This is a genomic window from Pseudomonas sp. FW300-N2F2 (genome assembly GCF_017351655.1).
GTDB classification, from domain to species: Bacteria; Pseudomonadota; Gammaproteobacteria; order Pseudomonadales; family Pseudomonadaceae; genus Aquipseudomonas; species Aquipseudomonas fluorescens_AA.
The window spans coordinates 2,497,374-2,523,695 of record NZ_JACNDQ010000001.1 but is presented as its reverse complement, the minus strand read 5'-3'; the positions used below and the strand labels follow the sequence as shown (position 1 = coordinate 2,523,695).

21 protein-coding genes are annotated in these 26,322 nt (G+C 60.0%); 8 read left to right on the top strand and 13 right to left on the bottom strand.

Annotated elements, in window-relative coordinates; translation table 11 throughout:
- A complete protein-coding gene (locus J4E63_RS11035) occupies positions 1–1,206 on the bottom strand; it encodes a DSD1 family PLP-dependent enzyme (RefSeq protein ID WP_207282486.1) in 1,206 nt (401 codons plus the stop codon).
- Positions 1,207–1,617: 411 nt separating this feature from the next.
- On the opposite strand from J4E63_RS11035, the gene J4E63_RS11030 reads away from it, so the two are divergent.
- Positions 1,618–2,106: a hypothetical protein gene (locus tag J4E63_RS11030; protein WP_207281970.1), complete on the top strand. Its 489-nt coding sequence runs from the start codon at positions 1,618–1,620 to the stop codon at positions 2,104–2,106.
- Positions 2,107–2,818: 712 nt separating this feature from the next.
- Here J4E63_RS11030 and J4E63_RS11025 read toward each other — a convergent pair.
- Positions 2,819–5,881, bottom strand: coding sequence for an FAD-binding and (Fe-S)-binding domain-containing protein (locus J4E63_RS11025; protein ID WP_207281969.1), 3,063 nt, complete (start codon positions 5,879–5,881; stop codon positions 2,819–2,821).
- Positions 5,882–6,038: 157 nt separating this feature from the next.
- Between J4E63_RS11025 and J4E63_RS11020 the strand changes: the two genes are divergently transcribed.
- Positions 6,039–6,941 (top strand): LysR substrate-binding domain-containing protein, encoded by a 903-nt coding sequence (locus J4E63_RS11020; RefSeq protein WP_207281968.1) that lies wholly within the window; start codon positions 6,039–6,041, stop codon positions 6,939–6,941.
- An 8-nt stretch (positions 6,942–6,949) separates the two neighbouring features.
- On the opposite strand, the gene J4E63_RS11015 is transcribed toward J4E63_RS11020, so the two are convergent.
- From J4E63_RS11015 to J4E63_RS11000, 4 genes are all read right to left on the bottom strand, one after another.
- Positions 6,950–8,692, bottom strand: coding sequence for an OPT family oligopeptide transporter (locus tag J4E63_RS11015; protein WP_207281967.1), 1,743 nt, complete (start codon positions 8,690–8,692; stop codon positions 6,950–6,952).
- 316 nt (positions 8,693–9,008) lie between these two features.
- Positions 9,009–9,416, bottom strand: coding sequence for a VOC family protein (locus J4E63_RS11010; RefSeq protein ID WP_207281966.1), 408 nt, complete (start codon positions 9,414–9,416; stop codon positions 9,009–9,011).
- A gap of 23 nt (positions 9,417–9,439) precedes the next feature.
- Entirely contained in the window at positions 9,440–9,865 is a 426-nt protein-coding gene (locus tag J4E63_RS11005; RefSeq protein WP_207281965.1) for a YciI family protein, read from the bottom strand.
- Positions 9,866–9,996: 131 nt separating this feature from the next.
- Positions 9,997–11,016, bottom strand: a complete 1,020-nt coding sequence (locus J4E63_RS11000) for a substrate-binding domain-containing protein (protein ID WP_060743238.1) — start codon at positions 11,014–11,016, stop codon at positions 9,997–9,999.
- A 444-nt stretch (positions 11,017–11,460) separates the two neighbouring features.
- On the opposite strand from J4E63_RS11000, the gene J4E63_RS31100 reads away from it, so the two are divergent.
- Together J4E63_RS31100 and J4E63_RS31095 are read left to right on the top strand one after the other, a co-directional pair.
- Positions 11,461–12,138: an MFS transporter gene (locus J4E63_RS31100; protein ID WP_310650702.1), complete on the top strand. Its 678-nt coding sequence runs from the start codon at positions 11,461–11,463 to the stop codon at positions 12,136–12,138.
- Entirely contained in the window at positions 12,105–12,656 is a 552-nt protein-coding gene (locus J4E63_RS31095) for a hypothetical protein (protein ID WP_310650701.1), read from the top strand. Before J4E63_RS31100 ends, J4E63_RS31095 begins: the two co-directional genes overlap by 34 nt.
- Before the next feature lie 75 nt (positions 12,657–12,731).
- On the opposite strand, the gene J4E63_RS10990 is transcribed toward J4E63_RS31095, so the two are convergent.
- Positions 12,732–14,723 carry a sigma-54-dependent Fis family transcriptional regulator gene (locus J4E63_RS10990; protein ID WP_060742815.1) on the bottom strand — a complete coding sequence of 664 codons (1,992 nt, stop codon included), beginning with the start codon at positions 14,721–14,723 and terminating at the stop codon, positions 12,732–12,734.
- Positions 14,724–14,907: 184 nt separating this feature from the next.
- Here J4E63_RS10990 and J4E63_RS10985 point away from each other — a divergent pair, with 184 nt between their 5' ends.
- The 3 genes from J4E63_RS10985 to J4E63_RS10975 all read left to right on the top strand — a co-directional run bounded on the left by J4E63_RS10985 (position 14,908) and on the right by J4E63_RS10975 (position 17,725).
- A complete protein-coding gene (locus J4E63_RS10985; protein WP_060742816.1) occupies positions 14,908–15,930 on the top strand; it encodes a Gfo/Idh/MocA family oxidoreductase in 1,023 nt (340 codons plus the stop codon).
- On the top strand, positions 15,927–16,718 hold the full coding sequence (locus J4E63_RS10980) for a TIM barrel protein (protein ID WP_207281964.1): 792 nt from the start codon (positions 15,927–15,929) through the stop codon (positions 16,716–16,718). Before J4E63_RS10985 ends, J4E63_RS10980 begins: the two co-directional genes overlap by 4 nt.
- 80 nt (positions 16,719–16,798) lie before the next feature.
- The gene (locus J4E63_RS10975; protein ID WP_060742818.1) at positions 16,799–17,725 is read left to right on the top strand and encodes a sugar ABC transporter substrate-binding protein; all 927 of its coding nucleotides are present in this window, start codon (positions 16,799–16,801) and stop codon (positions 17,723–17,725) included.
- A 194-nt stretch (positions 17,726–17,919) separates the two neighbouring features.
- Here the strand turns inward: J4E63_RS10975 and J4E63_RS10970 are convergent, their stop codons facing one another.
- From J4E63_RS10970 to J4E63_RS10950, 5 genes are all read right to left on the bottom strand, one after another.
- Positions 17,920–19,182 (bottom strand): OprD family porin, encoded by a 1,263-nt coding sequence (locus J4E63_RS10970; RefSeq protein WP_207281963.1) that lies wholly within the window; start codon positions 19,180–19,182, stop codon positions 17,920–17,922.
- Positions 19,183–19,328: 146 nt separating this feature from the next.
- Positions 19,329–20,981 carry an AMP-binding protein gene (locus J4E63_RS10965; protein WP_207281962.1) on the bottom strand — a complete coding sequence of 551 codons (1,653 nt, stop codon included), beginning with the start codon at positions 20,979–20,981 and terminating at the stop codon, positions 19,329–19,331.
- Positions 20,978–21,718: a nitroreductase gene (locus J4E63_RS10960; RefSeq protein ID WP_060742821.1), complete on the bottom strand. Its 741-nt coding sequence runs from the start codon at positions 21,716–21,718 to the stop codon at positions 20,978–20,980. The genes J4E63_RS10965 and J4E63_RS10960 overlap by 4 nt, the downstream gene beginning before the upstream one ends.
- 49 nt (positions 21,719–21,767) lie before the next feature.
- Complete coding sequence (locus tag J4E63_RS10955) at positions 21,768–23,111, bottom strand: MFS transporter (RefSeq protein WP_060742822.1); 1,344 nt, start codon at positions 23,109–23,111, stop codon at positions 21,768–21,770.
- Positions 23,112–23,447: 336 nt separating this feature from the next.
- Positions 23,448–24,473, bottom strand: coding sequence for an AraC family transcriptional regulator (locus J4E63_RS10950; RefSeq protein WP_103308126.1), 1,026 nt, complete (start codon positions 24,471–24,473; stop codon positions 23,448–23,450).
- Positions 24,474–24,733: 260 nt separating this feature from the next.
- Between J4E63_RS10950 and J4E63_RS10945 the strand changes: the two genes are divergently transcribed.
- The gene (locus J4E63_RS10945) at positions 24,734–25,189 is read left to right on the top strand and encodes a MaoC/PaaZ C-terminal domain-containing protein (protein WP_207281961.1); all 456 of its coding nucleotides are present in this window, start codon (positions 24,734–24,736) and stop codon (positions 25,187–25,189) included.
- Between the two features lie 78 nt (positions 25,190–25,267).
- On the opposite strand, the gene J4E63_RS10940 is transcribed toward J4E63_RS10945, so the two are convergent.
- Complete coding sequence (locus tag J4E63_RS10940) at positions 25,268–26,293, bottom strand: ABC transporter substrate-binding protein (protein ID WP_207281960.1); 1,026 nt, start codon at positions 26,291–26,293, stop codon at positions 25,268–25,270.
- Between the last annotated feature and the right edge of the window lie 29 nt (positions 26,294–26,322).

Below are 26,322 nucleotides of genomic sequence, written 5' to 3'. Positions count from 1 at the left end.
TCAATACACCGGCCAGGTTTCGACAATCTTTCCCCCGCGCACGGCCAGCAAGTCGCCAAACTGCAGCAGCACGGACTCAGTCTGAGTCGGCCGTAAAAACACCTGGTCCTCCACGTTCAGCCCCACGGCCGGTGAGCCGTTGACCATTTCCTGGTTGGAACTGCGGCCATAGAGTTCGTTACTTTGCAGCCCCGAAGGGGACTCGAACTCAGCCATCCAGTTGCCGCCATAGATGAAGAAGGTTCCACGCTGATTCGGGTTCCACCAGGAGAACAATCGGGACTTGTCATCCAAAGCGGGAAAATTGACGGCGCCGGTGCTCTTCAACACCGGCGTTGCGATAAAGGCCGCCGGCACATGCTCGGCCAGCGATGGCAAGTCGTAATGGGTCGGCTTGAGAAACGCCGTCCCCACCGAGACCTCGCTGCTCAAGCGCTCCTGTTCATGTATGCGGTAGCTGGGGCTGCCGGCGGTATTGAGCGTGAGCCCGTCGTGCCAAAGCGCCGGAAAATGCTCACGTACGTAGTTCACATGGCCGTTGTAAATGACCATCACCTGGTCGAACAACGCCTGGGACGAACCGAGGACCCGGGGCACGCCCATGCCGACAAACGGGTCATAACCCATGAAGCCTGAGAATTCGAGATGCTGTGGATGGGCACTGATCAGCCTCAGCATCTCGCCGAGCACCGCCTGGTCAGCGACTCCGCCGCGATGCAGGCCGACATCCAGCTCGATATTGACCCGCATCCGGAGGCCCAGGCCCTGCGCCAACATCAGGTAATCCATCAGCCGCTGCGGGGTGTCGAGCAGCCACTGCAATTGCCTGGAAGGGTCAAAGGTGCCCTTGTGGGTTTGGTAGAACAGCTCGGCCGAGCGCACCGGCAAAGGCTTGCCAAGCATGAGGTCGGCCTCGGGAAAGGTCACTGCATCACGATTGAGGAACGGCTGGTGAAACGACATCAGCCGCTGGCTATCGGTTCGTTTGGCGATATACGCCAACAACCCCGGTGACGGCAGGGATTTCTCCACCAGGCGCAAGTGTTTGCCGGCACGTTTGACCGATTGCATGACCACATTGATGTTGTGATCGAGCCCATCGAGGTCGATCAGCATCGCCGGCCGCATCGGCCCATGGACCTTCAGCTCTTGGTTCAGCGCGTGGAAATACTCGTTGTAGGGACTGCCCCGGTCGCTCGGACGCAACAGCGCGCCCGCCCCTGCCATCAACGCCCCCACTCCCGCGGTGCCGAGCATAAAGGTTCTACGGTTCATCAGGACGCTCCTTCGCGCGCAGTCAGGTGCACGTTACGGCAGCGCTACTCCAGCGTTGAGGTTATGGGAGGCCAGAAAGGGGGCTTTGGCGGCCATGCTTTGCCGATGTCCAGAAGGCCTGCCCTCCAGGGTGAGTGGCTGCAACTGGCTCGATCCGTCCATGGCCTGCTCTTAGCGCCGGTTTTTCCAAAATATCCTGATGACATATTCACGTCCGCGATGGCAAGCTTGCGACCGCCGCCCAGCCCCGTATGCAGCCGGGCAAGTCGTCCCTATCCGATGCCCGTTGCCATTCACCTCGGGCACTCATCACCTGTTATCCAACTGAACAAGGATGTCCTCATGAAAATCTCTCTTGGTGTCGTCGCCCTGGCTGGCTGCCTGGCCAGCGTCCCTGTCTCGGCTGCCGGCCCGAGCCACAGCGATCTGTTCAAGGCCCTGGCGCAGTGCCAGGCCAGTGCGCAACAGGTGAGCGAGTTCAACGGTCTGGTTGACGCGGAGCAAGTGTCGCTAGCCAAGGATGAAGCGCACACCCCGTGGGGCGGTGGCGCCTGGCAAGCTTCCCCGGCGCTGGCGGTGCACGGCGTGTCGTCGACCACCCTGGTGATGACCGATCGCTTCAGTTTCTTTCTCCAGGCCAAAAGCAGCAACCCGAAGGCCGACGCAGAGAAGCTCGCCAGCACCCTGAAACTGGAAAAGACGCTGGATACCGACGGCTACGTGGATTACCAGCGCAACCTCGACAACGGCGCGACCCTGCGCGTGGTCTCCACCGAAAACAAGGACAGCGATCTCTACGTGGGTTGCACCTATCAGCAGGACGCGTCCTGAGACCAGGCGACCTCGACAAAGCCTTCACCCAGTCGCAAGGCCGGGTCACATACCCAGACCCAATGTGGGAGCGAGCTTGCTCGCGATGAGGCCCGCCCTGCCAACATTTCATCGCCTGATCCACCGCCTTCGCGAGCAAGCTCGCTCCCACAGGAAGATCTGTGCCTATCGAAAGGCTCCGGCCATGCCCAGCCCCATGTGGAAGCGAGCTTGCTCGCGATGAGGCCCGCCCGGCCGACACTTCATTGCCTGATCCACCGCCTTCGCGAGCAAGCTCGCTCCCACAGGGAGGTCTGTGCCTGTCGAAAGGCTCGGGCCATGCCCAGACCCATGTGGGAGCGAGCTTGCTCGCGATGAGGCCCGCCCTGCCGACACTTCATTGCCTGATCCACCGCCTTCGCGAGCAAGCTCGCTCCCACAGGAAGATCTGTGCCTGTCGAAAGGCTCGGGCCTTACCCAGCCCCCTGTGGGAGCGAGCTTGCTCGCGATGAGGCCCGCCCTGCCAACATTTCATTGCCTGATCCACCGCCTTCGCGAGCAAGCTCGCTCCCACAGGAAGATCTGTGCCTGTCGAAAGGCTCCGGCCTTACCCTGCCCCATGTGGGAGCGAGCTTGCTCGCGATGAGGCCCGCCCGACCGACACTTCATTGCCTGATCCACCGCCTTCGCGAGCAAGCTCGCTCCCACAGGGAGGTCTGTGCCTGTCGAAAGGCTATCCGCGCTCGGCCGACACGTCTTTCACCCGTGCCAACAAAACCTGCAGGGGATGAAGCACTGCGACACCCTCTTGCCGCTTCACCTGGCTGCGGCAAGAGTACCCATCGGCGACCACCCTGCCTGACCGGTTGAGTTTCTGCAGGAGCGGCTTCCAGGACTGCCCGTAGATCGTGTCGGACGTTCCAGCATTTCGCGTTTCATGCCCGTAGGTGCCCGACATCCCGCAACAGCCGCTGGCCTGCACTTGAAGCGTCAGGCCCATGCGCTGGAAAATTTTCTGCCATTGCCCGATGCTGCCTGGCTCATTGGTCTTTTCCGTGCAATGGGGCAGGAAGTGGTAAGGCTCTCGCTCTTCCACTGCTGCGTCTTCCGGCAGCGCATTCATCAGCCACTCCTGCGCAAGCATCACCTGGGGAGCGTTGCCGGCATCCAGTGTCTTGGCATACTCCTGTCGATAGACCAGGGTCATCGCCGGATCGAGCCCCACCAATGGCACTCGATGCTGCTGGAGGCTGAGCAAGGTCTGGCCGTTGAAGCTGGCGGCCTTCTCGAACGCTTTCAGGAAACCCTGCACCTGAAGCGGTTTGCCGTTGGGCGCGTACGGGGCCAGGAAGATTCGGTAGCCCAGCCTCGAGATCAGCTCCACCCAATCAACGAGCAATGGCGTTTCAAAAAACCGGGTAAAAGCGTCCTGAACGAGGATGACACTTTTCTCACGCTGCTCAGCGCTAAGCGCTTCCAGGCGCTCCGGAGTTGCCACCTCCACGTTCCAGCGCCGGCACACGGCGGCAAAATCCACCAGGCTGAGCAGCGGGCTATCGACCATCCCGGCTACACGTTCGAGCCCCCAGCGGATCGGCCGGGCACTCATCACGAAGTTGTACAGCCGCGGCATCTTGGCGAGATACGGAACCGTGTATTCCAATGAGCCAATCAGGTAGTCCTTGAGGGGACGCAGGTAGCGACTGTGGTAAAGCTCAAGGAAACGCGAGCGGAACTCCGGCACATTCACTTTGACAGGGCATTGGCCCGCGCAGGACTTGCAGGCCAGGCAACCGGTCATCGCTTCGTAGACCTCATGGGAAAAATCTGGCTGCCCCATCCTCCGGGCCAGGCTATTCACGGTCCGACGCGCAACGCCCGGCGCCCCGCCAGCTCCTCGACCCCGCTCGCTGGCCGCCAGTACATCGACACCCTGCTCGCCCTGCAACCTCAGCCATTCCCGGATCAGCGAGGCCCGCCCCTTGGGCGAGTGAATGCGATTGCGCGTCGCCTTCCAGGACGGGCACATGGCGTCGTCCGGGTCGAAGTTGTAGCACGCGCCATTGCCATTGCAATGAACCGCCGTGTCATAGCTTTGCCAGACACGTTCATCGATGGTGCGATCCAGGGCACCGCGCATTTGCACTTCATCGACGCGGGTCAATCGAGCGCCGGGCACTGTGCTCGGGGTGGCGATCTTGCCGGGGTTGAGTTGGTTGAATGGATCGAAGGCCGCCTTGAGCGCTTGCAGCGCGGGATACAAATCACCGAAGTAAGCGGGCACGTATTGCGACCTCAAGCCCTTGCCATGTTCGCCCCACAACAGTCCGCCATACTGTTGCGTCAAGGCCGCGACCGCATCGGAAATCGGCCGGATCAAGGCGGCCTGGGTCGGGTCCTTCATGTCGAGGATCGGCCGCACATGCAAGACCCCGGCGTCGACGTGACCGAACATGCCGTACTGCAGGTCATGGCGATCGAGCAGCGCACGGAACGCCTGGATGAAGTCCGCCAGGTGTTCGGGTGGAACAGCGGTGTCTTCGACAAAGGGCTGGGGCCTGGCCTCGCCCTTGACGTTGCCCAATAACCCCACGGCGCGCTTGCGCATCGCATAGACACGCTTGAGCGCATCGGCGCCGATGGCCAGTGTGTGGCCCAAGCGGACCACGGAAGTATCGCGCTGCAGGTGCAGGACGAACTCATGAACCTGCTGCTGAACCGCCGCTTCGTCATCCCCGCTGAACTCAATGAGATTGATCCCGAGCGTCGGCCTATCAGGGTCTTCAGGGAAATACTCGGCGACGCCGTGCCAGACAATGTCCTTCATCGCCAGCATCAGCACTTTCGAGTCCACGGTCTCGATCGACAACGGCTTCATTGCCATCAACGCCTTCGCGTCACGCAAGGCATCCATGAACCCGGCGTAACGCACGTTCACCAGGATGGAGTATGTCGGGATAGGCAGGACGTTCAGTTTGGCTTCGACGATGAAGCCCAGGGACCCTTCGGAGCCGCAAAGAACGCTGTTCAGATTGAAGCGCCCATCGGGTTCACGCAAATGGGCCAAGTCATAACCGGTCAGGCAACGGTTGAGTTTCGGGAAGGTGTCCCTGATCAGCTCGGCGTGGGTATCGGCAATGTCCAACGCGCACTGGTAGACCTCCCCCACTCGATCCTGGCGTTCGACCAGCGCCGATAACAGCGCGGCGTCGACGGCTGAACTGGTGAGACGATCACCGCCCAGCAACACCGTCGAAAGTTCGAGCACGTGATCGCGCGTCTTGCCGTAGGTGCAGCTCCCCTGGCCACTCGCGTCCGTATTGATCATGCCGCCAATAGTCGCGCGGTTAGACGTCGAGAGCTCGGGGGCAAAGAACAAACCGTAGGGTTTGAGCGCTGCGTTCAGCTGATCCTTGACCACACCGCTCTGTACCCTGGCCCAGCGTTCCTCGACGTTGATTTCCAGGATGTTGTTCAAATGGCGGGAAAGGTCGACCACCACACCATCGGTGAGCGATTGCCCGTTGGTGCCGGTACCTCCACCGCGCGGCGTGAGCACGACCGCACGGTGCGCGGGTTCGGCCGCCAGGCGTGACAGGATCATCACGTCCTGTTCGTCAAGTGGGAACACCGCCGCTTGGGGCAGGCGCTGGTAGATGGAATTGTCGGTGGCCAATACCGTCCGATCGCCATGGTCGCGGGCAATCTCGCCTTGGAACCCCGCCACTTGGAGCGCATTCAGAAAAGCGTCATAGGTCGCTTTCTGGGGTTCAGGAGGCGATAACCGGGCAATCATGATGTATTCCTACAGGCTGAAAAGCTAATCTATGCATTCACATTACGTATGCTCGGTACAGGACGTATCGAGCAGCTGCATAAGGTTTTAATGATTCTTGCCTGCCTATACGGTCGGAGCAAACGTAATTCCTGCTGTTTTTGCATGAGCTTTATGAATGAACCCTAGACGACTGACGCCCTCGATGTCGCTGCTGGTTGCCTTTGAGGCCGCCGCACGCCATTGCAGCTTCACCAAGGCCGCGGAAGAGTTGGCACTGACGCAAAGCGCCGTCAGCCGGCAGGTGCAGACCCTGGAGGCGCAACTTGAAATCGAACTCTTCCGCCGCGAAGGGCGAAAGATTGAACTGACCGCCGCCGGCGCGCTGTATCAGCACGAGCTGGCAGCCGCGTTGGGGCGTATTCGAAGCGCAACGTTGCAGGCCATCGCCTACAAGAGCGACAGCGGCCCATTGAACCTGGCCGTGCTGCCAACCCTCGGTTCCAAATGGCTGCTGCCGCGGATGCATGAATTCTATGCCAAGCACCCGGACCTGCTGGTGCACATACATTCGAGGATCATCCGCGAAGACGTTCAATCCTCCACCCATGACATGAATGCAATCATCTGCGCAGGCTCGGGGGAGTGGCCTGGCTACATTGCACATCAGTTGCTCACGGAAAAGCTGGTGGTGATCGCCAGCCCGACCGCACTGCCCGAGTACCGGGCAATGTCGCCGGCGAACGTTGCCGAGCATGCCTTGTTGAACGTCGTATCAAGGCCGGGTGCCTGGTCGGACTGGTTCGACAAGCACAACGTCGACCACCGCAACATGCGATCCGGCCCGAGCTTTGAACTCACGGCCCACCTTATCCAAGCCGTGTCGGCGGGGATCGGGATTGGGCTGGTTCCACAAATCCTGGTCCAGGATGAACTGAAGAGCGGCGACCTGGTTGCGCTGTTTGAACCGATGGAAAGTGGACGCAGCTATTACCTTGTCTACGCGAGCCGATACCAACACCTGCCGGCGTTGAAGGCCTTCAGTGCCTGGCTTCTGTCGTTGCCGTTTCCTGACAACTGAGGTCGCCCTCACCCGTCCCCAAGCATCTGCCACAACGACGCCCCCACCCCGGTAATGCTCTCCCCGGCAATCAACCCCGCCGCTGCGGTAATGGCGAAGCGTTCCGTGAGGCTCGGCCAGCGACAGCTCACCAGCCACGTCAGCACCGCGCCGAGCGCCATCATCAGGGACACCGAGGCCGGCAGGACGAAAGCCAGGCCCAGGGCCGCCGTGCTCGGCAGGTAGCGGGCCCGATGCGCTGGCAGCAGGCTGTCGAGGATCCCCAACAACAACCCCACCAGGCCGCCGATGAAAATCGCCCAGCGAATGCTCGCTGACAATGAATCCAGGCCCAGAGTCAGGGTTTGCGCCACGGCCTTCCAGGTGGCGACCGCCGGGGCCGGCCACTCTTCGGTGAGCAGCATGGTTTGCGGGTCCGGGATCAGGGCCAGATAGGCCAGGACGCCGACGATGCTACCGATGAAAATACCCAGGGTCTGGGCGATCAATTGCTTGCGCGGCGTGGCGCCAATCGCCCGGCCGACCTTGAAGTCGTTCATCAAATCGGTGCACTGCCCGGCCGAACCACCGGCGGTGTTGGCGCTCATCAGGTTGATCGGCACCTGGCCCGGGGCGACGATGCCGAAACTCAGTTGGGACAATTGCCCGATGGCGCCGATTGGCGGAATACCCGTGGCGCCGACCACCCGGGCGGCCACCGCCGCCAGGCAGATCGCCAAGGGAATGGTCAACAAGGCCATCCACGGGTTGATACCGAACAACAGCACTTGCAGGCTGACCACCAGGATGATCGACAGTGCGAAACCGGCGGCAGGCCCAGGCTTGGGTATCGTCCAGATCGCCCCGCCGCCCGCCTTGGTGGACCGGTGCAATGCCCACAAGCGAATCGCCAGTGAGGCCAGGGTCGAACAGACCATCAGGCTCACCCCCGGCCAGAGCAACCACTCCACCAGCGCCGCGAACTGCGGGCCGCTGCTGCCGTGCGGCAACTGCACCAGGCCCTGTTCCAACAGCCACGGCGCCAACCCGCCCCACGCCAGCACAGCACCGAGCAGCAGGGTCAGGCCCACGCGAATACCGATGATCCCGCCGAACCCCACCAACAGCAGCGAAGGGTCCGCGGTAAAGGTCAGGCGCTCCAATTGAGCGCTCGGAGACCAGCGCGGGATGGCCCACATGAAGGTGTCGACCGCCTTGACCAGCCCGGACAGCAGCGCGGCGCTGAGCAGCACCTTCAAACGCGTCGCGGCCTCGTGGCCGTGGTTGTAGATGTGCAGCAACGTTTCCAGGGTCGCCATGCCTTCGGGAAATTTCAGCGCCTTGTCATTGAGCAGTGAGGGTCGCAGGTACCAGGCGATCCAGATCCCCAGGAAACTCACCGAAAAGACCCAGGCCACCATGGGAATGGCATCCAACTGCTGGCCGGTCAGCAGGGTGTAGGCCGGGATGGGCGCGACCAGCCCACCGGAAATGATCGACGCCGCGGCAGAAGCCACCGTCTGGTTGATGTTGCTTTCGTGCAGGGTCCAGGGCAGTCGCCCCACTGATCGACTGGCCAAGCCTTGCCAGATGCCATAGCCGATCAGCAAGGCAATGATCGACATGTTGAACGACCAACCGATCTTCAACCCGGCGTAGACATTGGAAGGTGTCAGCAGGATACCGAGGACAATCCCCGTGCTGACCGCGCGCGGACTGAGCTCGCGTTCGACGGCGGCGTTCAAGGGGATAGTGGATGAGGTTGGGTGCATGCGAAGTCCTTATCGGCACTGGGGCCACCGTCAGATTCAGACTGCCCCCCTGTGGGAGCGAGCTTGCTCGCGATGACGGTGGATCAGTGACAGGGATAGAGACTGACACTCCGCCATCGCGAGCAAGCTCGCTCCCACAGGGTCATGTAAAGCGGCAACTCAATAAGTGAACGCAGTATTGGCGCAAGGTTCACACGATGGAGGGAAAACCTGGCAAGCGTACTCGCCAGAATCGTCAATCCATGGGCAGGAAGTGAGGCCTGTCGCGAGCGCTGCCAAGGGCCAGGCGGCGCATCGCGACCAGGCAGCGTTCGACTTATTGCTGGCCCTCGCAATTGACCATCCAGGCGATTCCGAAACGGTCCTCGAACATGGCGAAGCGTTCCGCCCAGAAGGTCTTGTCCAAGGGCATCTGCACGTGACCGTCCTCACTCAAGCGTTCGAACAGCCGCTCGGCCTCCTTCACGCTGTCGACATTGAGGGAAATCGATACGCCTTGTGGTTTGCTATACGGCTGGCCCGGTGGGCAGTCGGACGCCATCAGGCTGAAAGTGCCCACGGTCAGGCAGGCGTGCATGATCAGGCTGGCGTCCTTGGGCATGCCGACGTCCTCGGGCGCCTCGGCATAGGACATGGAAAACAGATCGCCGCCAAGCACGTCCTTGTAAAATGCAAAGGCTTCCTTGCAGCGGCCGTTGAAGGTCAGGTACGGGATGATTCTCATGCTGGGTTCTCCTGTCGTCGGCGTCACGATTGACCGGCCATCTGCGCCCGCAAGCGTTCCTCCTGCTCGCGCAACTCGGGGGTAAAGGACTCGCCGAACTCCTCGAGTTCGAAGATCTGGCGGATTTCGATTTCGCTGTCGCTGACCATCGGATTCGGGCAACGCTTGACCCAATCGACGGCCTCCTGCAATGACTGGACCTTGAAGATCCAGAAGCCGGCGATCAGCTCCTTGGTCTCAGCAAAGGGCCCATCGACGACAGTCCGGTTCTTGCCGGAAAACTGCACACGCACGCCTTCGGCACTGGGATGCAGGCCTTCACCGGCGAGCATCACCCCGGCCTTGACCAACTCTTCGTTGTAGGCGCCCATGGCGGCCAGCAGTTCTTCGCTGGGCATTTCTCCGGCTTCCGATTCCGGACTGGCCTTGACGATCACCAAAAATCGCATGCTCGTATCTCCTGAGAATGGCCACCCTTGTGGCGGCTCTACGGACTAATCGAATGGCAATGGTCCAAATCGACAGGTCGACGCGATTATTTTTCGATAGATCGTTGGCGGCCTGGGAGCCATGTCAACGCTCAGGGATTCCATTGGAATCGATAGATCTCTCGATAACCATTGCTTGGGTCGTACAGCAGCTTCGTCCCGCCGTCCAAAGCGATATTGTCGGCATTGACCAAGTGAACCGGTGCCACGAAGCCGCTCACCGGCTGGCCCGCCATCAGTCGATTCAATTCATCGATCACTTGCCAGCCATGCACATTGAGCGGTTCGGCCACGGTGACGGTCTGGTAGTTTTTTTCCTGTATGCGCAAGAACGCCGAAGCGCTACCGTCACCGGCAGACAACAGACTGATGCCGTCGCGGGGTATCGCGGCGCTGGCCAAGGTGGCAACCGCATAGTCGAAATAGATATCGTTGATGGCCAGTGTGTGGGTCCAACGCTTGCCATGGCGCTGAAGCAGTTCCGTGGTGATCGCCGGCATCTTCTCGCGACTTTCGGAGATCGCGACGTCGCGCACCTCCAGCAACGAGCACTCCCGACAGGCCCGAATGACGCTTTCCATGGCCTTGGCCTTCGCCATGGCGATGCTGTACCTGGAGTCGGTCAGGATCACCACACCGGCCTTTCCGTTCGACTGTGCCACTGCCGCCATGGCCGTGATGCGAGCCACTTCGAGCGGGTCGGTCGTGACATTCATGGCCATCGGCGTGCCAACAATCGGCCCGGGGCGCTCCCCGGCGTGCCAGCCCACCACCGGCACGCCCTTGTCGGCGAAGACGGCCAGCGCCGCCTTGTTTTCAAGGGCATCGGCACCGCACAGAATGAGCCCATCGGGGTTCGCCGCCAGGGCGTCGGCAAAGGCCTTTGCACGCCCGGCCGAGGATCCAGCGCCATCGAATACCCTCAGCGTCCAGCCCATCGCCTTGGCGGCCTCGCGAGCGCCCTGGGCGACGCCGACAATGCCGCCGTTGCGCATATCTTCCGCGACAATGGCGATGCTCTTGCCGCGCTGGGCGGGCGGGCCGGACTCGGGGCCGCTCCAGGGAACGGCGCCGAGGGTGGCCTTGGCCACCATTTCCTGCGCTTGAGCCACCGTCACCGTCGTGTCCGTCGCGACGGGCAGGTCCTGGGCATACCCAGGCGTTGCCGTGAAAAGACAAAGCATCGTCATTGAAACTATCCGGAGCAACCGGGACCTGGTCAAACAGCTTCGATCACCGCGTGAGATGCCGGGCCTGGAGCCTATGGCGCGATCATAATGTGACATGGCGTCTCTTTTTTTATGGATGCAGCGTTTACGTTCAGTGTCCGCAAGGATAGTCGCTCTGCTGTCATCGGCCCGAAAGGGAAATAGCAAGTTTGTAACATCCTTTCTGCCCCGGCCCCCTGATCGGTTCCGGATCGCTGAAGGCCCACCCTTGGCGCGCCCGGCCTGGATCTGGACAAGCAATCGTGCTCGACATCCATTGTTCGACGCACCACGAAGTGAGGAACCTGTCGCGCGCATAGTCTGTGAGCCACCCTGGAGGAGATGGCGATGACACACACCCGTTTTTTTGGCAAAACCGTACTGGCCTGCACGTTCATCCTGGCGATGATCGGTTGGGGAATCGGCTTCTATGGCCCGCCGATTTACATGCAGGCGGTCATTGAGCGCACGGGTTGGCCAATCGCCCAAGTCTCGGCTGCCGTGACCTTGCACTTTCTCAGCGGCACGATGGTCATCGCCAACCTGCCACGCCTTTATGCACGCTTCGGCATCCCCGCCATCACCTTGCTTGGCAGCATCGTCCTGGGCATCGGCGTGAACCTCTGGGCGCAGGCCAACCAGCCCTGGGTGCTGTATGCCGGCGCCGTCTGCTCGGGTATCGGCTGGGTGACATTGGGGGCCGCGGCCGTTAACACCCTCATCGCGCCGTGGTACGTCAAGGAAAGACCCAAGGCCTTGGGCAAGGCCTATAACGGCGCCAGCCTGGGAGGCGTGATCTTTTCGCCGCTGTGGGTGTGGCTGATCGAGCGTTTCGGCTTTGCCCCGGCGGCGGCGCTGATCAGCGTCATCGCGGTGCTGCTCATAGGCGCTTTCGCCTTCCTGGTTTTCAACAAAACCCCACAAAGCCAGGGACAACATCCCGACAATGCAGCCCCGCCGGCCCCCGTGCCAATCAGCGCCAGCCCCGCGCAGTGGACCGTCATGCAGACGCTCAGGTCGGCTTGATCGCGCACCTGTACTCGATCCTGGTGGGACGCATGGGGGCCCATGACGCCTCATTCGCCATGGGGCTGGCCACCGCCAGTGCGATAGGCGGGCGATACGTCGCCGCACGCTTGATGACCCAAGGTATGAATCGCCGACAGCTGGCTTGCCTCGGTTATACCGTCCAGATGCTGGGCACGCTGATGCTTCTGGGCCTGGACCTTCACCCGACAGTGGCCTGGATAGCCGTGGTGCTGATCGGTTCGGGCATTGGCAATGCCACCTCCTTGCCGCCGCTGATAGCACAGGCGGAGTTCAGCCGTGAACACACCGCCAGGGTGATCGCCCTGATGGTTGCGATCAGCCAGGCCACCTACGCCTTCGCCCCGGCCTTTTTTGGCCTGTTGCGCGCCGCCTTCACCGATCCGAATCACGCCATCGTCGCTGTCGTGACAGCAGCCGTCATCGTGCAGGTGCTGGCCATTTTGTCGTTCTATCGGGGCGTCTCCGTTCGCCCCTTCAAGAAAACCGTTTTCTGACTCCACTTAGCCAGGCAATGGGTTGATCGGGCGGCAAACTGACCGCCCGTTTCACCGTCAGCGTTGCGCCACCCGCTACGAACGAAACGCATCGACCTTGAGCCCAAATCGACTCATTTTGTTGTACAGCCCGCCACGTGACACATTCAACCGTTGAGCGGCCAGGCGGATATTTCCGCGCGTGTCCTTGAGGGCGGCGATGATGGCATTCATCTCATGGGTGCCCAGGTCCGGAGCCGTCCGCGGCTCAGGCACACCTACCCACGGCGATGGCCGTCCTCGCTGCCTGATTTCCAGCGCAAGATCGCTCGGTTCGATCAGTTCGGTCAGCGCCAGGTTGGTCGCTCGCTCAATGACGTTTTCCAGCTCACGGACATTGCCCGGCCAGTGATAGCCGCCAAGCATCTCCAACGCCCCTGGTGAAAGGTCCTGCATCGTCTTGCGTAGCGACCGGGCACACCGCGCAAGAAAATGCCGCGCCAGCAACGGCACATCTTCGCGGCGCATCCGCAGCGGCGGCACCGTCAGGTTCAGCACGTTGAGCCGGTAGTAAAGGTCCTCACGAAAGGCGCCCTCGGCCACCGCCTGGCTCAGGTTGCGATGGGTGGCGGCGATGATGCGAACGTTGACCCGCAGCGATTTCTTCGCCCCCACCCGTGTCACCTCGCCTTCCTGCAGGACACGCAGCAAGCTGACCTGCGCATCGAAGGACATGTCACCGATTTCGTCGAGGAAGATCGTCCCGCCATCGGCCAATTCGAACTTGCCTGCCGACCCACCGCGAGCCGATCCGGTGAAGGCGCCTTCGACATGACCGAACAGTTCGCTCTGCACCAGGTCACGGGGAATGGCCCCGCAATTGACCGCCACGAAAGGCCCGCCACTACGGTCGCTGGCATTATGGATGGCCTGGGCGAACAGTTCCTTGCCCGTGCCGCTCTCACCGAGGATCAGCGTGGTGGAATCACTGCGACTGGCAATCCGGGCCAGGTGCAGTGCATCCTGAATCGCCTGTGAGCGGCCCAGGATGGTTTCGAAGGTGTAGCTGGCCTGGGTGCCAATGATCCGCCGGGTGATTTCACGGATGCGTCGGTTCTCGCGCAACGAAACAATCCGTCCACCTTGCTCCAGCGGGCAGACCGACACCAGGCAGGCCAGATGGCTGCGGTCGTGCAGTTCAAAGGTGCAATCCAGGTCCCGTACCCCTTCCCCGCCCCCGAACAGGACCGCATCGGTCAATTCGCTCTTGCCCAGGCTCTTGAACGGACTGCCGAGCAGGTCATGCCCCACGCGGAACAATTGTCGGGCGTAATGGTTGAGCGCCTTGATGCAGCCGCGCTCATCCAATACCACCAACCCCTCGTTGAGCACTTCAAGGACGGTTTGTTGCTCCTCGAGCAAGGCTTGCAGTGTCATCTGCCTGGAGACGGCCTCGGCCGCGGCCTGGACGGTGCCCAGCGTATGGAAATGAAACCAGCCCGGCTCCGCCGTCAAGGTCAACATACCCAGCGTCCGGCCCTGGGCATCGCGGATTGGCGCGGCGGCACAATGCATGCGGCGCTGGCGCAGGCCAAGCCCGAAGTTCTCCTCGGCCAGCACATACACCAAACGGTCTTCGACGATCGCCAGACCGGTGCAATTGGTGCCCTGTATCGATTCCAGCAGTCGACTGCCTATGGGGGTGAGGTCCAGGCCACAGAAGTACAACGTGGTGCCTTCGGCATCGGTCAGGTTGATATGGCCCCTGGGGTTATAAGCGAGCAAACCGCGCATGACTTGCGCCGCCGCGGCGATCAGCAGCCGGTTGGCGGCCAGTGTCGCGGTCAGGTCGGCAGGCGCGACAAAACGGTACTCGCCGTCTTCCGGATCGAGGCCGGCATTGACGCTGCGCAACCAGGACGCCCAAATCACCCGCCGGATCCCGGCAGGACGATCAATCTCCCCCCGCAAGCACGCCCGCCAGGCCTCATCCAGCGCCGTGCTGGGTCCTTCGTTCAACGACGCAGGGCCCAGGGTGGTGAGGTAATCACGGTCTTCGGCGCTCAACGCTGCAGGTTGCTGATCCATTGTCCCGCCATATGTTCATATTTTCGACATGTCAGTATAGACATGTCATTCAAATGAACAGCAATTCAAATAAAAATCGTTAAACATCAACAAGATAACTATTGGCACAGCGCTTGCTCCCTGGATGAACAGACGAGGACATTCTTACCGCCGAGTCGTAAAAACAATAAAGGGAGTCATGTTCATGAGCACATCCAAGATCCTCCGCCTGGGCCTTATCGGCGCTGGTCGCATGGGCAGTTTTCACGGCCTGACCGCCGCCCGGCACATCCCCGGCGCGTGCCTCGCCGCCATCGCCGATCCTACCCCTGGCCAGGCCGCACGCCTGGCAGTAGAACTGGACGTACAGAAGGTCTATGCCGATCCACAGCAATTGCTGGATGACCCGGACATCGACGCCGTGCTGATTGCCGCCCCGGCACGCAGCCATGCCGAACTGGTGATCAGTGCGGCCCGGGCCGGCAAAGGGGTGTTCTGTGAAAAACCGATGGCCATCACCCTGGACGAAGCTGACCGCGCCATCGCCGCCGCTGCCGATGCACGAGTGACGCTACAAGTCGGCTTCAACCGCCGTTTTGCCAGAAGTTTCCGCACCGCTCACCTGGACGTCGTTGCCGGCCGGATCGGTACGCCACAGCTGCTGCGCTCGCTGACCCGCGACCCGGCGCTGAACAACCCGGCCGCGTCGCCGCAATGGGTGATCTTCCTGGAAACCCTGATCCATGACTTCGATACCCTGCGCTACCTGAATCCGGGTGCCGAGGCGGTTGAGGTCTTTGTGATGGCCGATGCCCTGATCGCCCCCGCCTACAAGGACAAGGGCTTTCTCGACACCGCGGTGGTCACCATCCGTTTCGACAATGGTGCCATCGCCACGGCCGAGGCCAACTTCCAGGCCGTGTATGGCTATGATGTCCGCGGCGAAGTGTTCGGCAGCGCTGGCATGCTGACCATGGGCAACGTCAACGACTCTGACTTGTTGCGGTACCTGGCCAATGGGGTCCAGGCCGACACCCAGCGCATGGACACCGACTTGCTGCGGGATGCCTATGTGGCCGAGCTCAACCACTTCGCCAACTGCGTTCGCAGCGGAGAAAAACCCTTGGCCAGCGGTGAAGACGCGCGTGCGGCACTGGCCATCGCCCGCGCCTGTATCGAGTCCTTCCAACAGGGCAAGACGGTGCGTGTGCAGGGAGCGCTTTCATGAGTTTCATACCGTTCAAACTGGCAGTCAGCGCCGAGATGGTTTTCATCGAGCTGCCCTTCGTCGAACGGGTCAAACGCATCCATGCGTTGGGCTTCAGCGTCGAGATATGGAACTGGGCGAGCAAAGACATCCAAGCCCTCGCCGCGACCGGCGCGGACTTCACCTCCATGACTGGCTACCTCTCGGGCAACCTGACCGATCCCGAGGCGATCCGGCAGCTGCTCGACAGCGCCCAGGAGTCCTTGGCCGTCGCCGCTCAATTGGGTTGCCCGAGCCTGAACCTGCACGGCACCGGCCTGGATGCTCAGGGCTTGCCGGTCAAACCCGTGGCCCAGGCCACCGGCCGCATGTGGTTGAGCGCCTGCAAGACGCTGGAAAAAATCGCCCGCCTGGGCGAAGACGCGGGTCGGGTATTCCTGCTGGAAAACCTCAATACCGAAGTCGACCACCCCGGCACGCCGTTCGCCCGCGCTGACGATACCCTGGCGCTGATCGAAGCCGTGGGCAGCCCGCACCTGAAGATGAACCTGGACCTCTATCACGCGCAGATCGGCGAAGGAAACCTGATCGAACTGATCCAGCGCGCCGGCAACGCCATCGGCGAAATCCAGGTCGCCGACGTCCCGGGACGCATGGAGCCCGGCACCGGTGAAATCCACTATCCCGCCATTGCCAGGGCCTTGTTCGGCATGGGATACAGCGGTGTCGTCGGCCTCGAAGGCTGGGCCAGCGGTGACAGCGAGGTCGCGCTTGAGCGTTTCCGGCAGGCCTTCACGCTTGATGGATAAAGCCGCGCCGAATTCAAAACGTGCGGCAGATTTTCATCTCTTGGTGACGTACAACCCATAACAACAAAAGGAAAATCATCATGCGTCGTTGCACACTGCTTTTCGCCACCCTGCTGTTGCTGTTCAGCCAATGGGCCGCCGCCGAATACCGCATCGGCGTCAGCATCGCCAGGGTCGACGACAACTTCATGACCTATGTGCGTAACGGCCTGGACGAGGCCGCGAAAAAGGAAAACGTGCAGATCCAGTTCGAGGACGCCCAAGGCGATGTGGTGCGCCAACTCAACCAGGTCCAAGGTTTTATCAACCAGAAAGTGGATGCGGTCATTGTCCTGCCGGTAGACACCTCCGCCACGGCCAACATTACCCGCGCCGCGGTCGAAGCGAAGACGCCACTGGTCTACGTCAACCGTCACCCGGACGAGCGCACCTTGCCCAAAGGCGTCGTTACGGTGGCGTCCAATGACATTGAGGCCGGACAACTGCAGATGCGCTACCTGGCCGAAAAGCTCGGAGGCAAGGGCAATCTGGCGATCATCATGGGCGACCTGGCGCAAAACGCCACCCACGACCGCACCGAAGGCGTCAAACAGGTGCTCAAGGACTATCCCGGTATCAAGATCGTCGAGCAGCAAAGTGCCGAGTGGCAGCGCAACAAAGGGATGGACCTGACCAGCAACTGGTTGCTGGCCGGCAGTCGGTTTGACGCCATCGTCGCCAACAACGACGAGATGGCTATCGGTGCGGCCATGGCCTTGCAGCAGGCCGGCAAAGCCAAGGGCGAGGTCGCAATCGTCGGTATCGACGGCCTGCCCGACGGCCTGGCGGCGATCAAGCGCGGGATGCTGGTCGCCTCGGTGTTCCAGGACCCCAAGGCCCAGGCGACCAGCGCGGTACAGGCAGCACTCAAGATGATCAAGGGAGAGCCGGTGGAAACGGACGTCTGGGTGCCCTTTCAGTTGATCAAACCTGAGCAGTTGGCGGTGTTTGAACAACATTACAAATAGCCTCAGGCGTTAAACAATAACGCCGCTGTCCCGACCAGGGATCAGCGGCGTTTGTCGTTGTATGAACCGATTGCAACAGCTGCGGGATGAACCTCTTGTTGTGCGCATCAAAGCCGCTGAACGCGACGATAAAAGCCAGGCATCTCAGAAAGAACCAATGAAGAAGCCGACTGAGAAAAACGCCCAATGCTCGACTAGAAGTTCAGCGTATAACGAACAATGAGGCGGTTTTCGTTTGCGCTGTCGGCGTAGGTCGAGCGATTGGTCGAGTTTCTCCACTGCACGGCGACACCTTTCGCCGGGCCGCCTTGCACAACGTAAGTAAGGTCAGTCACACGCTCCCACTCTTTCCCCTCTTCGTCTTCCGCTCTCAACGCAGCCGCCTGGCGTGTCGTCAGCACCGTTGGGTCAACATCTTGGCCGCTCACATACTTGAGGCCGAGGGTAAGTCCGGGAACGCCAACGGCTACGAAGTCGAAGTCATAGCGCGCGAACCAGATACGTTCATTGGGCGCTGTAAATGTGCTCGCGAGCGACTCAGCGAACAGATAGGTGTCCGTTCCATTAACAAAGGCGAACGGGGTGTCGCCCCATGCTTTCTGATACCCACCGCCTAAGGTATGACCTTGAAGGCTGTAAGCGAAGTAGCTACTCAGTGTCCGATTGTCCACCTCCCCTAAGTTCTTATCTCCGGCTTCTTTCGCATCGAACAGGCGAATGTCTGCGATAACGCTACCGCGAGTGATGGGTTGGTTCAGCTTCATGCCAAAGAAGTTCGACCGATATAGATCCTCAAGCTGTGCGGCATGCGCACTGAGCGTCAGCGTGGGTAGAGCCTTATAGTCGAACGCAAGATAGTTGAAGTGATCGGCTTCAATAGCCCGATAGCCAAATGTGGTTAGAGACTCGAAGTCTGTGGAGTTACGCTGCCTGACGGCATTGACTCTTATCGCCGTAATGGAGAGTGGATCCAGGTCATTGGATACCAGCATGCCGCCGCGAAACACTTGCGGCAGCAGCCTGCTGTTGTTGCTCCATAGCAGGGGCATCAGCGGGCTGAGCCCGCCTATTTTCATTTCACTTCGCCCCATACGCGCTTTCGCGGTCAAGGTCATCTTTGCGTATTCGTCTTCGACGTTCCGCTGGGAATCGTAGGCGAGGAGTCCAGAACCCGTTCGATCCGAACTCGAGTCCAGCTTCACACCTAGAAGGCCTTGGGCATCGATACCGAAGCCAACGCTGCCTTCAGTGAAGCCTGACTGCAGATTAAGAATGAAACCTTGAGCCCATTCATCCCGCTTCGACTGAGTTGCCCCGTCGTTTCGGTAATCGCGGTTGTAGTAAAAATTACGGAGTTCCAGACTTCCTTTTGCATCCTTTACGATGTCGGCGAATGCGACGGACGCAGGGGAAGCAATAGCTAAAACCAACCACAGTTTATTGTTTTTGTTCGACATTGTGGGCGCCCTTTGTTTTTGTAGTGTGCATGAGTGCTCACTGCTTGATGGGTGGCAGCGTGTGAGTTGGATGCGAAACGCTCGATGACGATGCGGTGGAAATATCAACGATTGAGCCCTACCGCCTTGGGCGAAATGAACTCGGTTCAACCACTCGATGCTAAACGCACAATTGCATCGCGACTGCCGGCTTGTTCTCGCAGAAGAAACTTCTGGATTTTCCCGGTCGCGGTCTTGGGCAACTCCATGAAGATCACTCTGCGAGGACATTTGAAGCGGGCAAGGCGCGCTTGGCAGAACGCGATCATGTCGGCTTCGGTAGGCCACTCAGCCCCGCCTTTGAGTTCGATAAACGCGCACGGCACCTCGCCCCATATGTCATCAGGCTGCGCGACGACGGCCGCATGCAAAACAGCCGGGTGACAGTGGATGGCCTCTTCAATTTCGACAGACGAGATATTCTCTCCTCCGGAAATGATGACGTCCTTGCAGCGGTCGGTGATTTGTATGTAACCGTTAGGGTGTACCACTGCGACATCACCGGTGTGGAACCAGCCACCTTCAAAGGCTTTGCGCGTCGCGTTTTCGTTTTTCAGATAACCCATCATCACGGTGTTGCCTTTGAGCAGTAGTTCTCCGGTGGTGTGGCCGTCTTTTGGAACCGGCTGCAGGGTGTCAGCATCAGCCACCATCAGGCCCTCAAATCCAGCCGCGCGAGCGCCCTGGCGTACGCGCAAGGCGCCTTGGTCACTTTGCGTGAGCGTGTTCCAACCGTCCTGCCAGACGCAACTGATCGGCGTGCCGGATACTTCGGTAATGCCGTACACGTGGTCAACGTCGAAGCCTAAGGAAACGACGGCATCAAGCACGGTTGCCGGAGGCGGAGAGCCCGCCGTCAGCACGCGAACCGGCGTTTCAAGCGGGCGACGATCGGCTGAGTTGGCGATCATGGCCATCACAATAGGTGCCGCGCAGAAGTGATCGACACCCTGGGTATCTATCGCATCGAACACCGCTTCTGCCGAGACCTTTCTCAAACACACGTGGGTGCCAGCAGCGGCAGTGATAGCCCAGGTAAAACACCAGCCGTTGGCGTGGAACATAGGCAATGTCCACAAGTACCGTGGCGCCCGGGAAAGGGGCCAGTTGGTCATCTGCAGCATGCTCATGAGATAGGTACCGCGATGGCTGGCCACGACCCCCTTCGGATCGCCTGTAGTGCCGGACGTGTAATTGAGTGCGATGGGCTGCCACTCATCACTGGGCCACACGCCTTGGAAATCCGGGCTGCCGCGGCCGATAAAGGTTTCGTAGTCGACATCGCCAATGCTGCTGCCCAGGGGCGCCAAGTGATCATTGATGTCGATGACCACGGGTGGGTGCTCGAGGCGCTCAAGGGCGGCAACGGCGAGCGCCGCAAACTCGCGATCCACCAACAAAAGCTTGCATTCCCCATGACGCAGGATGAATGCCACGCCTTCCGCATCGAGGCGGTAGTTGACGGTATTGAGCACCGCGCCGCAAAGCGGCACGCCAAAATGGGCCTCGAGCATGGCTGGGGTGTTGGGGGACAGGATCGAAACCGTGTCCCCTGCCCCCATGCCCTCGTTGGAAAGCGCACTGGCGAGCCGATAGCAGCGTTCGCGCGTTTGGCGCCACGTTCTGCGCAGGTCACCATGTACCACGGCGACCCGGTCCGGGTGGACAAGGGCCGCGCGATCCAGAAATCCGAGGGGCGTCAGGGGCAGATAGTTGGCCTTGGATTGCTCCAACCCATTCTCGTAGGCACCAGGCTTCATGGTGTTGACTCCTTATTATTGTGATGAAACGTAGTGAACGCGCTCACTGGCTCACGATCAGTCACCAACGTATTTTCAATGCTGTTTTCGTCGGCGTAGCCAAGGCTCATTCCGCATACCAGCATCTGTTCGGCGGGAATCTCGAGCGCGTTGGAAATAACCTCGTGGTACTTCAAAAAGGCTGCCTGTGGGCAGGTATGCAACCCTCTTCCTCGCGCCGCCACCATCACCGCCTGCAAAAACATGCCGTAGTCCAGCAGGCTCCCCTCCTTGAGCACCCGGTCAATGGTGAACAGCAAACCGACAGGCGCATCGAAGAAACGGTAGTTGCGTCCGTGCTGAGCGTGCATGCGCTGCTTGTCACCCTTGGCGATGCCCAGCAGGCCATAAAGGTCCCAACCCACTTTCCTGCGCCGGTCCACGTACGGCGATGTCCATTCTCGTGGGTAGTACTCATAAGCGTCTTCAAGGTCACCGCTGAGCGACGGATCGTTGTCCAGCTCAGCGATAGCCCGTGAAACCTGAGCCTTGGCGGCACCGGTGATTACGTGGACACGCCAAGGCTGCATATTCACGCCTGTCGCGCAAAAACGGGCGACATCCAGGATCGCCTCGATTTCTTCCCGTGGTACAGGCGTGGGCAGATACGCCCGAATGCTGCGTCGTGAAGCGATCGCCCAATCAATCGTCTGGCTAAGTAGCTCAGCTGGTACTGGCGGCTGGGATAAGCGGTTCATTTTCATGCCTTATGGCTTACAGATTCGGGTACAGGGGATACGCAACGCTTCAGGGAGTGAGGGCCGCTGCCTTTCGAACGTGTGTAGAGTCAGCGCGCGACTGATTGATCAGGGTGACCGCGGCCGCGCCAATCAGGCCAGCCAGGCTGATGGCCATGAAGTTTTTCTCGAGCGGCAGGTTCAATGACACCAGCCAGCCGATAAGAACAGGGGCAACGATGGCGCCGATTCGACCGACCCCCGACGCAAAGCCCACGCCAGTCGAACGAATCGTTGAGGGGTAGAAATCACCCGCATAGGCATAGGCCAGCAACTGGGTACCCAAGGTGGACGCCCCGACAACGAATACCACCGGAAACAATAGCGTCGTTGAGCGCGTATAGCCCAAGACAGTCAGCGCAATGGCGCCCACGATGTAGAAACCGACCAGCACGTGCTTGATGTTGAGCTTGTCGCTCAGCCAGCCACCACCAATAGCACCCACGATGGCGCCCACGTTGAACACGATCACAAAATTCAACGCCGAGCCCAGGCTGAAACCAGCCATCGCCATCAGCTTGGTCAGCCACGAGTTAAGGGCGTAGACCATAAACAAGCCAGTCATGAACGCCGCCCAGATCATCACCGTGCTGAAACCCCGGCCCTCCTTGAACAGGTGCCGAACGGGTGCCTGCTGTTTATCCAGGACCGCAGCGTTGCCCACCATCACGGTGTTCTCGTCGATCTGGAGCGTCGGGTCTATTTTGCGTGCGATAGCCCGCAGTTCCTCCTGACGGCCGGTTTTGAGCAGATAACCGATGGACTCTGGCATGGTCTTCAGGATCAGGGGGATCAGCAGTACAGGCAGCAGTGCTACATAAAACACCCACTGCCAGCCGTAGCTCTCAATGAGCTGCTTGCCAGTGAGCGCCACCAGAATACCGCCTACGGAGTAGCCCGCGAAAACCAGGGTCACCAGGCGCGTGCGAAGTTTGAGCGGGGAAAACTCCCCCATCTGCGCTGTACAAATGGGCAGTACACCGCCAATACCAAGGCCGGCGACAAAGCGAGAGATGCTGAAACTGATAGGGTCGCTGGTCAGCCCTGCCGCGGCGGTAAAAATGCTGAACAGCGCTACGCAGATGGCGATCATTTTCGGCCGGCCAATACGGTCCGCCAGCGTGCCAAGAAAAATTGCGCCAAGCATCGTTCCAAAGAGTGCAGCACCGGCCATGACGCCGGCGCTGGTCGGATCGATGTTCATGTCTTTCATGATTGCCGGAAGAGCAGCGCCGACGACGGCGAGGTCATAGCCATCGATGATCAGAATGAGCACACACCAAAAAAGTATGAGCCCATGGAAGCGGTTGAACGTTGAGTCCACCGCAAGTGCATAAACATTTACCGGCTGCATAGTGTGTCTCCTTCGATCTTGTTTTTGTTGGTGAAGTGCACATGTCCCTGCGTCACGAGGCGCATGGTCGTGGTTGCGGTCGGGGAGAAGACACACCGGTTCGACAATCGGCGGCTTGCTTGATCGACGCGCACCCAGGGTTTACCTGGTTCGCATCGTAGGAGTTGGGTTGGCTGTGGCCTATGCCCTACGGCATCGTTTTGCGTGACCGTTTTGGACAGTCGTGGCCGCCTGACACGTCGGGGCGGTGCTGGCGTGGAAGAACCGAGGGTTCAGGTCGGGAAACGAGTTGCAGTTTTCAAGGAAACTCTTGCGCGCGAACACATGCAGGGCTGTTCAGCCCTCGCTCGAGTCGTCGGCGTTAGATCGACGATAGGCGCCTGGGCTGACGCCAGTCCATTTCTTGAAGGCCCGGTGAAAGGCGCTGCTTTCCTGGAAGCCTGTGAGCGCCGCCACCTCCATGACCGTCATGTCTGGCTGACAGAGCAGGTTGATTGCCATATCCCGCCGCAAGTTGTCCTTCAGGCGCTGGTAACTGATGCCTTCGGCCTGCAGCCTTCGCTGAAGGGTCGAATAGGACATGCCAAGAACCTTCGCCAGCTTGTCGAGCTCTGGCCATTGTTCCGGGTCAAGCCCCCTTAATCTCATTCGGACCTGGACGCTGATACTGTCTTCGTTGCGATATTTGACTAACAGGCTGGCAGGCGACTCCTTCATGAAGGTCGACAGGGTCGCCTGGGTCTGCACCACCCTCAGGTTCAGATAACTGCGATCAAATCGCACCCTGCTGGTTGGGGCGTCGAACTGAATGTCTTCGCAAAAACGCATGCGGTAGTCGCTGTCGTCAGCGGGCCGGGAGGGCCTGAAGCAGAGCGCCTGAATTGGAATGCGCCTGTTACCCAGCCAGCACAGCAAGCCATGGACCAGGATCAGCCAGGTTCCATAACTGAACAGGCGTCGCTCAACGCCGTGATCATGAATGACGATGACGGCGCAGTCGCCGTCAAACATCAGTTCACCGTAGATGTCGTCGAGTACGAGCCGAAGAAACTTCAAAATCCGATGCAACGCCTGTTCTAGCGACGTGGAACCCATCGACGCCTGGCACATCAGTCGGAAGCTGCCTCTTCGCATCGGGTGACTATCGATGCCGAAAAACTCATCATCGAGAAGGTCTGAAAGCGCAACCCACAAACGAGAAAATGCAGCTGCCGAAACGCGCGCCTGGGGCGAGGTGAGGAGCTCAGGATCGATGCGTGCTTGCTGCAGGACGCCAGCGGTATCCAGCTGGCGCCGCAATGCGCCCTCGAGGGCTTCATGCACCAAGCTGATTGAAGTAGTCCCTTTGTCTTGGGCGAGCACGCGTATTTCTCTCTGCGGGTGGCCTCGCGGTCGAGGTTGCGTCAATAAGTTCTCGCGCCAACGCAACGCGTGTCAACCCGAAGGTGGTGCAGGTTGAGATCAATTGGGTAACAGCGCCGTCAGGACCTCGATGCCAAGCCCCCATTGTCCAAAGCGTTCAGCCAGGCTGAGGTGGTTGAACATTGCCGTGAGCCCTGGTCACCGCCACTATCCATTCCAGAACCTTCAACGGTCATGACACAAAAAATGGAGACATCGCGATGGAAAAGGCGCTGTTTTGGGAAGACTTTACGCTTGGCAGAGCATGGACTGCCACGCAGTCTGCCGCCATCACAGAGGAGCAAATTATTGCCTTTGCGACCGAGTACGATCCTCTGGACATGCATATCGATCCGGACCTGGCCCATTCGAGCCCGTTAGGGGTGCACTGTGCCAGCGCGGTGCAAACCTTCGGTTTTGCGCAGCGCTTGATGTGCGAGGCGTTGTTTCTTCAAACAAGCCTCGTGGCGGGAGGGAAGATCGATGCGTTCAGGTTGATTGCTCCTGTAGTGCCAGGAGACAAACTCAAACTTAGCGCCCAAGTCCTCCGATTACTCATTCACACCAGAAACCCAAACCGAGGCTGGGTTGTGTTCGATGTGGAAGTTGCTACGACAACGGGAAAAGCTGTCCTCACGTATGAGATCACGGTGCTAATACTCCGTAGAAGCGGCTAGGCCCCTTGTGACGCTCTGAACATTGCCCATTCGTTGACTCCTGTAGACATCCAAAATGAACACATGCCTGGCCCCGGACTAACGTGTCGTCTCCGATTGCGTCAATGTCAAAGGCTTCAGGGAAAACACCTGGTCATCCGTCAGTTTTTGCACATCGACACGATGGGGGAAAATGTTTTTTTCCACGAACAAGTCATCGACTTGCTGCAGTGCCTGGACATCCTGTGGTTCGAGCGGCAACAGCGCCTCATCCCCCCAACTGCGTAGTCGTTGCGAGACTTCCAGGGGAATATCGTTGACCTTGGCGAAGACCCGTGCGTACTCGTCAGGATTCTGCCGGGCCCATTCGAAGGCCTTGGCAAAGCGTTGCAATACGTCGCTAAGTGCCTTGCGCTTGAGGGGATCGGCCAGGACGTCATCGGAGGCGGTGATGAAGGTCAGGCCGGTATTGATGCCCTCGCCGCTGATCAGCACCCGCGCGCCCTGCTGCTCGGCAAACGCCTGATAAATCCCGAAGGTGGCCCAGGCTTCGATCTTGCCAGCGTTGAATGCGGACAAGGCATCGGTCGGCAGGACAAATCCGACATTGACCTCCTTGTCCTCGACACCGGCATTGGCCAGTGCGCGAATCAACAGGTATTGGGAAATGCTGCCGCGAGCCGAAGACACCACGACGTTGCGGCCTTTCAAATCGGCAACGGTGCGGATCTGCGAATCAGCTGGAACCAGGATCGCAATGCCCCTTGATTGACTACGTCGTACCGCGACGATGCGCAGTGGCGTACCACCGGTCGCGGCGGCGAGCACCGGCGTATCGCCAGCCGGTGCCAAATCGACGGCACCAGCGCGCAAGGCTTCGAACAAGGGCGCGGCCCCCTGGAAGTTCGCCCATTCAATTGTATAGTCGATCCCTTCCAATGCATTTGCCGCCTCGACCACAGTGCGCAAGCCCTTGGCTTGATCGCCCAAAATCAACTTGACGCCGGACAAGTCTGACTTGGCAGCAGATGGAGATTGGGACTCGACCGTGTCACCGCAACCGCTGAGTAACAACGCGACGCAGGACAACAACACCAGCGCAGATTTGCGAACGAGGATCGGCATAACAGCACATTCCTGTATCAATGAATTGG

Bases quoted from the DNA above. Each gene is read 5' to 3' on its own strand.
- J4E63_RS11030 (WP_207281970.1), top strand. From the start codon at position 1,618: ATGAAAATCTCTCTTGGTGTCGTCGCCCTGGCTGGCTGCCTGGCCAGC.
- J4E63_RS11025 (WP_207281969.1), bottom strand. From the start codon at position 5,881: ATGATTGCCCGGTTATCGCCTCCTGAACCCCAGAAAGCGACCTATGAC.
- J4E63_RS11020 (WP_207281968.1), top strand. From the start codon at position 6,039: ATGAACCCTAGACGACTGACGCCCTCGATGTCGCTGCTGGTTGCCTTT.
- J4E63_RS11015 (WP_207281967.1), bottom strand. From the start codon at position 8,692: ATGCACCCAACCTCATCCACTATCCCCTTGAACGCCGCCGTCGAACGC.
- J4E63_RS11010 (WP_207281966.1), bottom strand. From the start codon at position 9,416: ATGAGAATCATCCCGTACCTGACCTTCAACGGCCGCTGCAAGGAAGCC.
- J4E63_RS11005 (WP_207281965.1), bottom strand. From the start codon at position 9,865: ATGCGATTTTTGGTGATCGTCAAGGCCAGTCCGGAATCGGAAGCCGGA.
- J4E63_RS31100 (WP_310650702.1), top strand. From the start codon at position 11,461: ATGACACACACCCGTTTTTTTGGCAAAACCGTACTGGCCTGCACGTTC.
- J4E63_RS10990 (WP_060742815.1), bottom strand. From the start codon at position 14,723: ATGGATCAGCAACCTGCAGCGTTGAGCGCCGAAGACCGTGATTACCTC.
- J4E63_RS10985 (WP_060742816.1), top strand. From the start codon at position 14,908: ATGAGCACATCCAAGATCCTCCGCCTGGGCCTTATCGGCGCTGGTCGC.
- J4E63_RS10980 (WP_207281964.1), top strand. From the start codon at position 15,927: ATGAGTTTCATACCGTTCAAACTGGCAGTCAGCGCCGAGATGGTTTTC.
- J4E63_RS10975 (WP_060742818.1), top strand. From the start codon at position 16,799: ATGCGTCGTTGCACACTGCTTTTCGCCACCCTGCTGTTGCTGTTCAGC.
- J4E63_RS10970 (WP_207281963.1), bottom strand. From the start codon at position 19,182: ATGTCGAACAAAAACAATAAACTGTGGTTGGTTTTAGCTATTGCTTCC.
- J4E63_RS10965 (WP_207281962.1), bottom strand. From the start codon at position 20,981: ATGAAGCCTGGTGCCTACGAGAATGGGTTGGAGCAATCCAAGGCCAAC.
- J4E63_RS10960 (WP_060742821.1), bottom strand. From the start codon at position 21,718: ATGAACCGCTTATCCCAGCCGCCAGTACCAGCTGAGCTACTTAGCCAG.
- J4E63_RS10955 (WP_060742822.1), bottom strand. From the start codon at position 23,111: ATGCAGCCGGTAAATGTTTATGCACTTGCGGTGGACTCAACGTTCAAC.
- J4E63_RS10945 (WP_207281961.1), top strand. From the start codon at position 24,734: ATGGAAAAGGCGCTGTTTTGGGAAGACTTTACGCTTGGCAGAGCATGG.
- J4E63_RS10940 (WP_207281960.1), bottom strand. From the start codon at position 26,293: ATGCCGATCCTCGTTCGCAAATCTGCGCTGGTGTTGTTGTCCTGCGTC.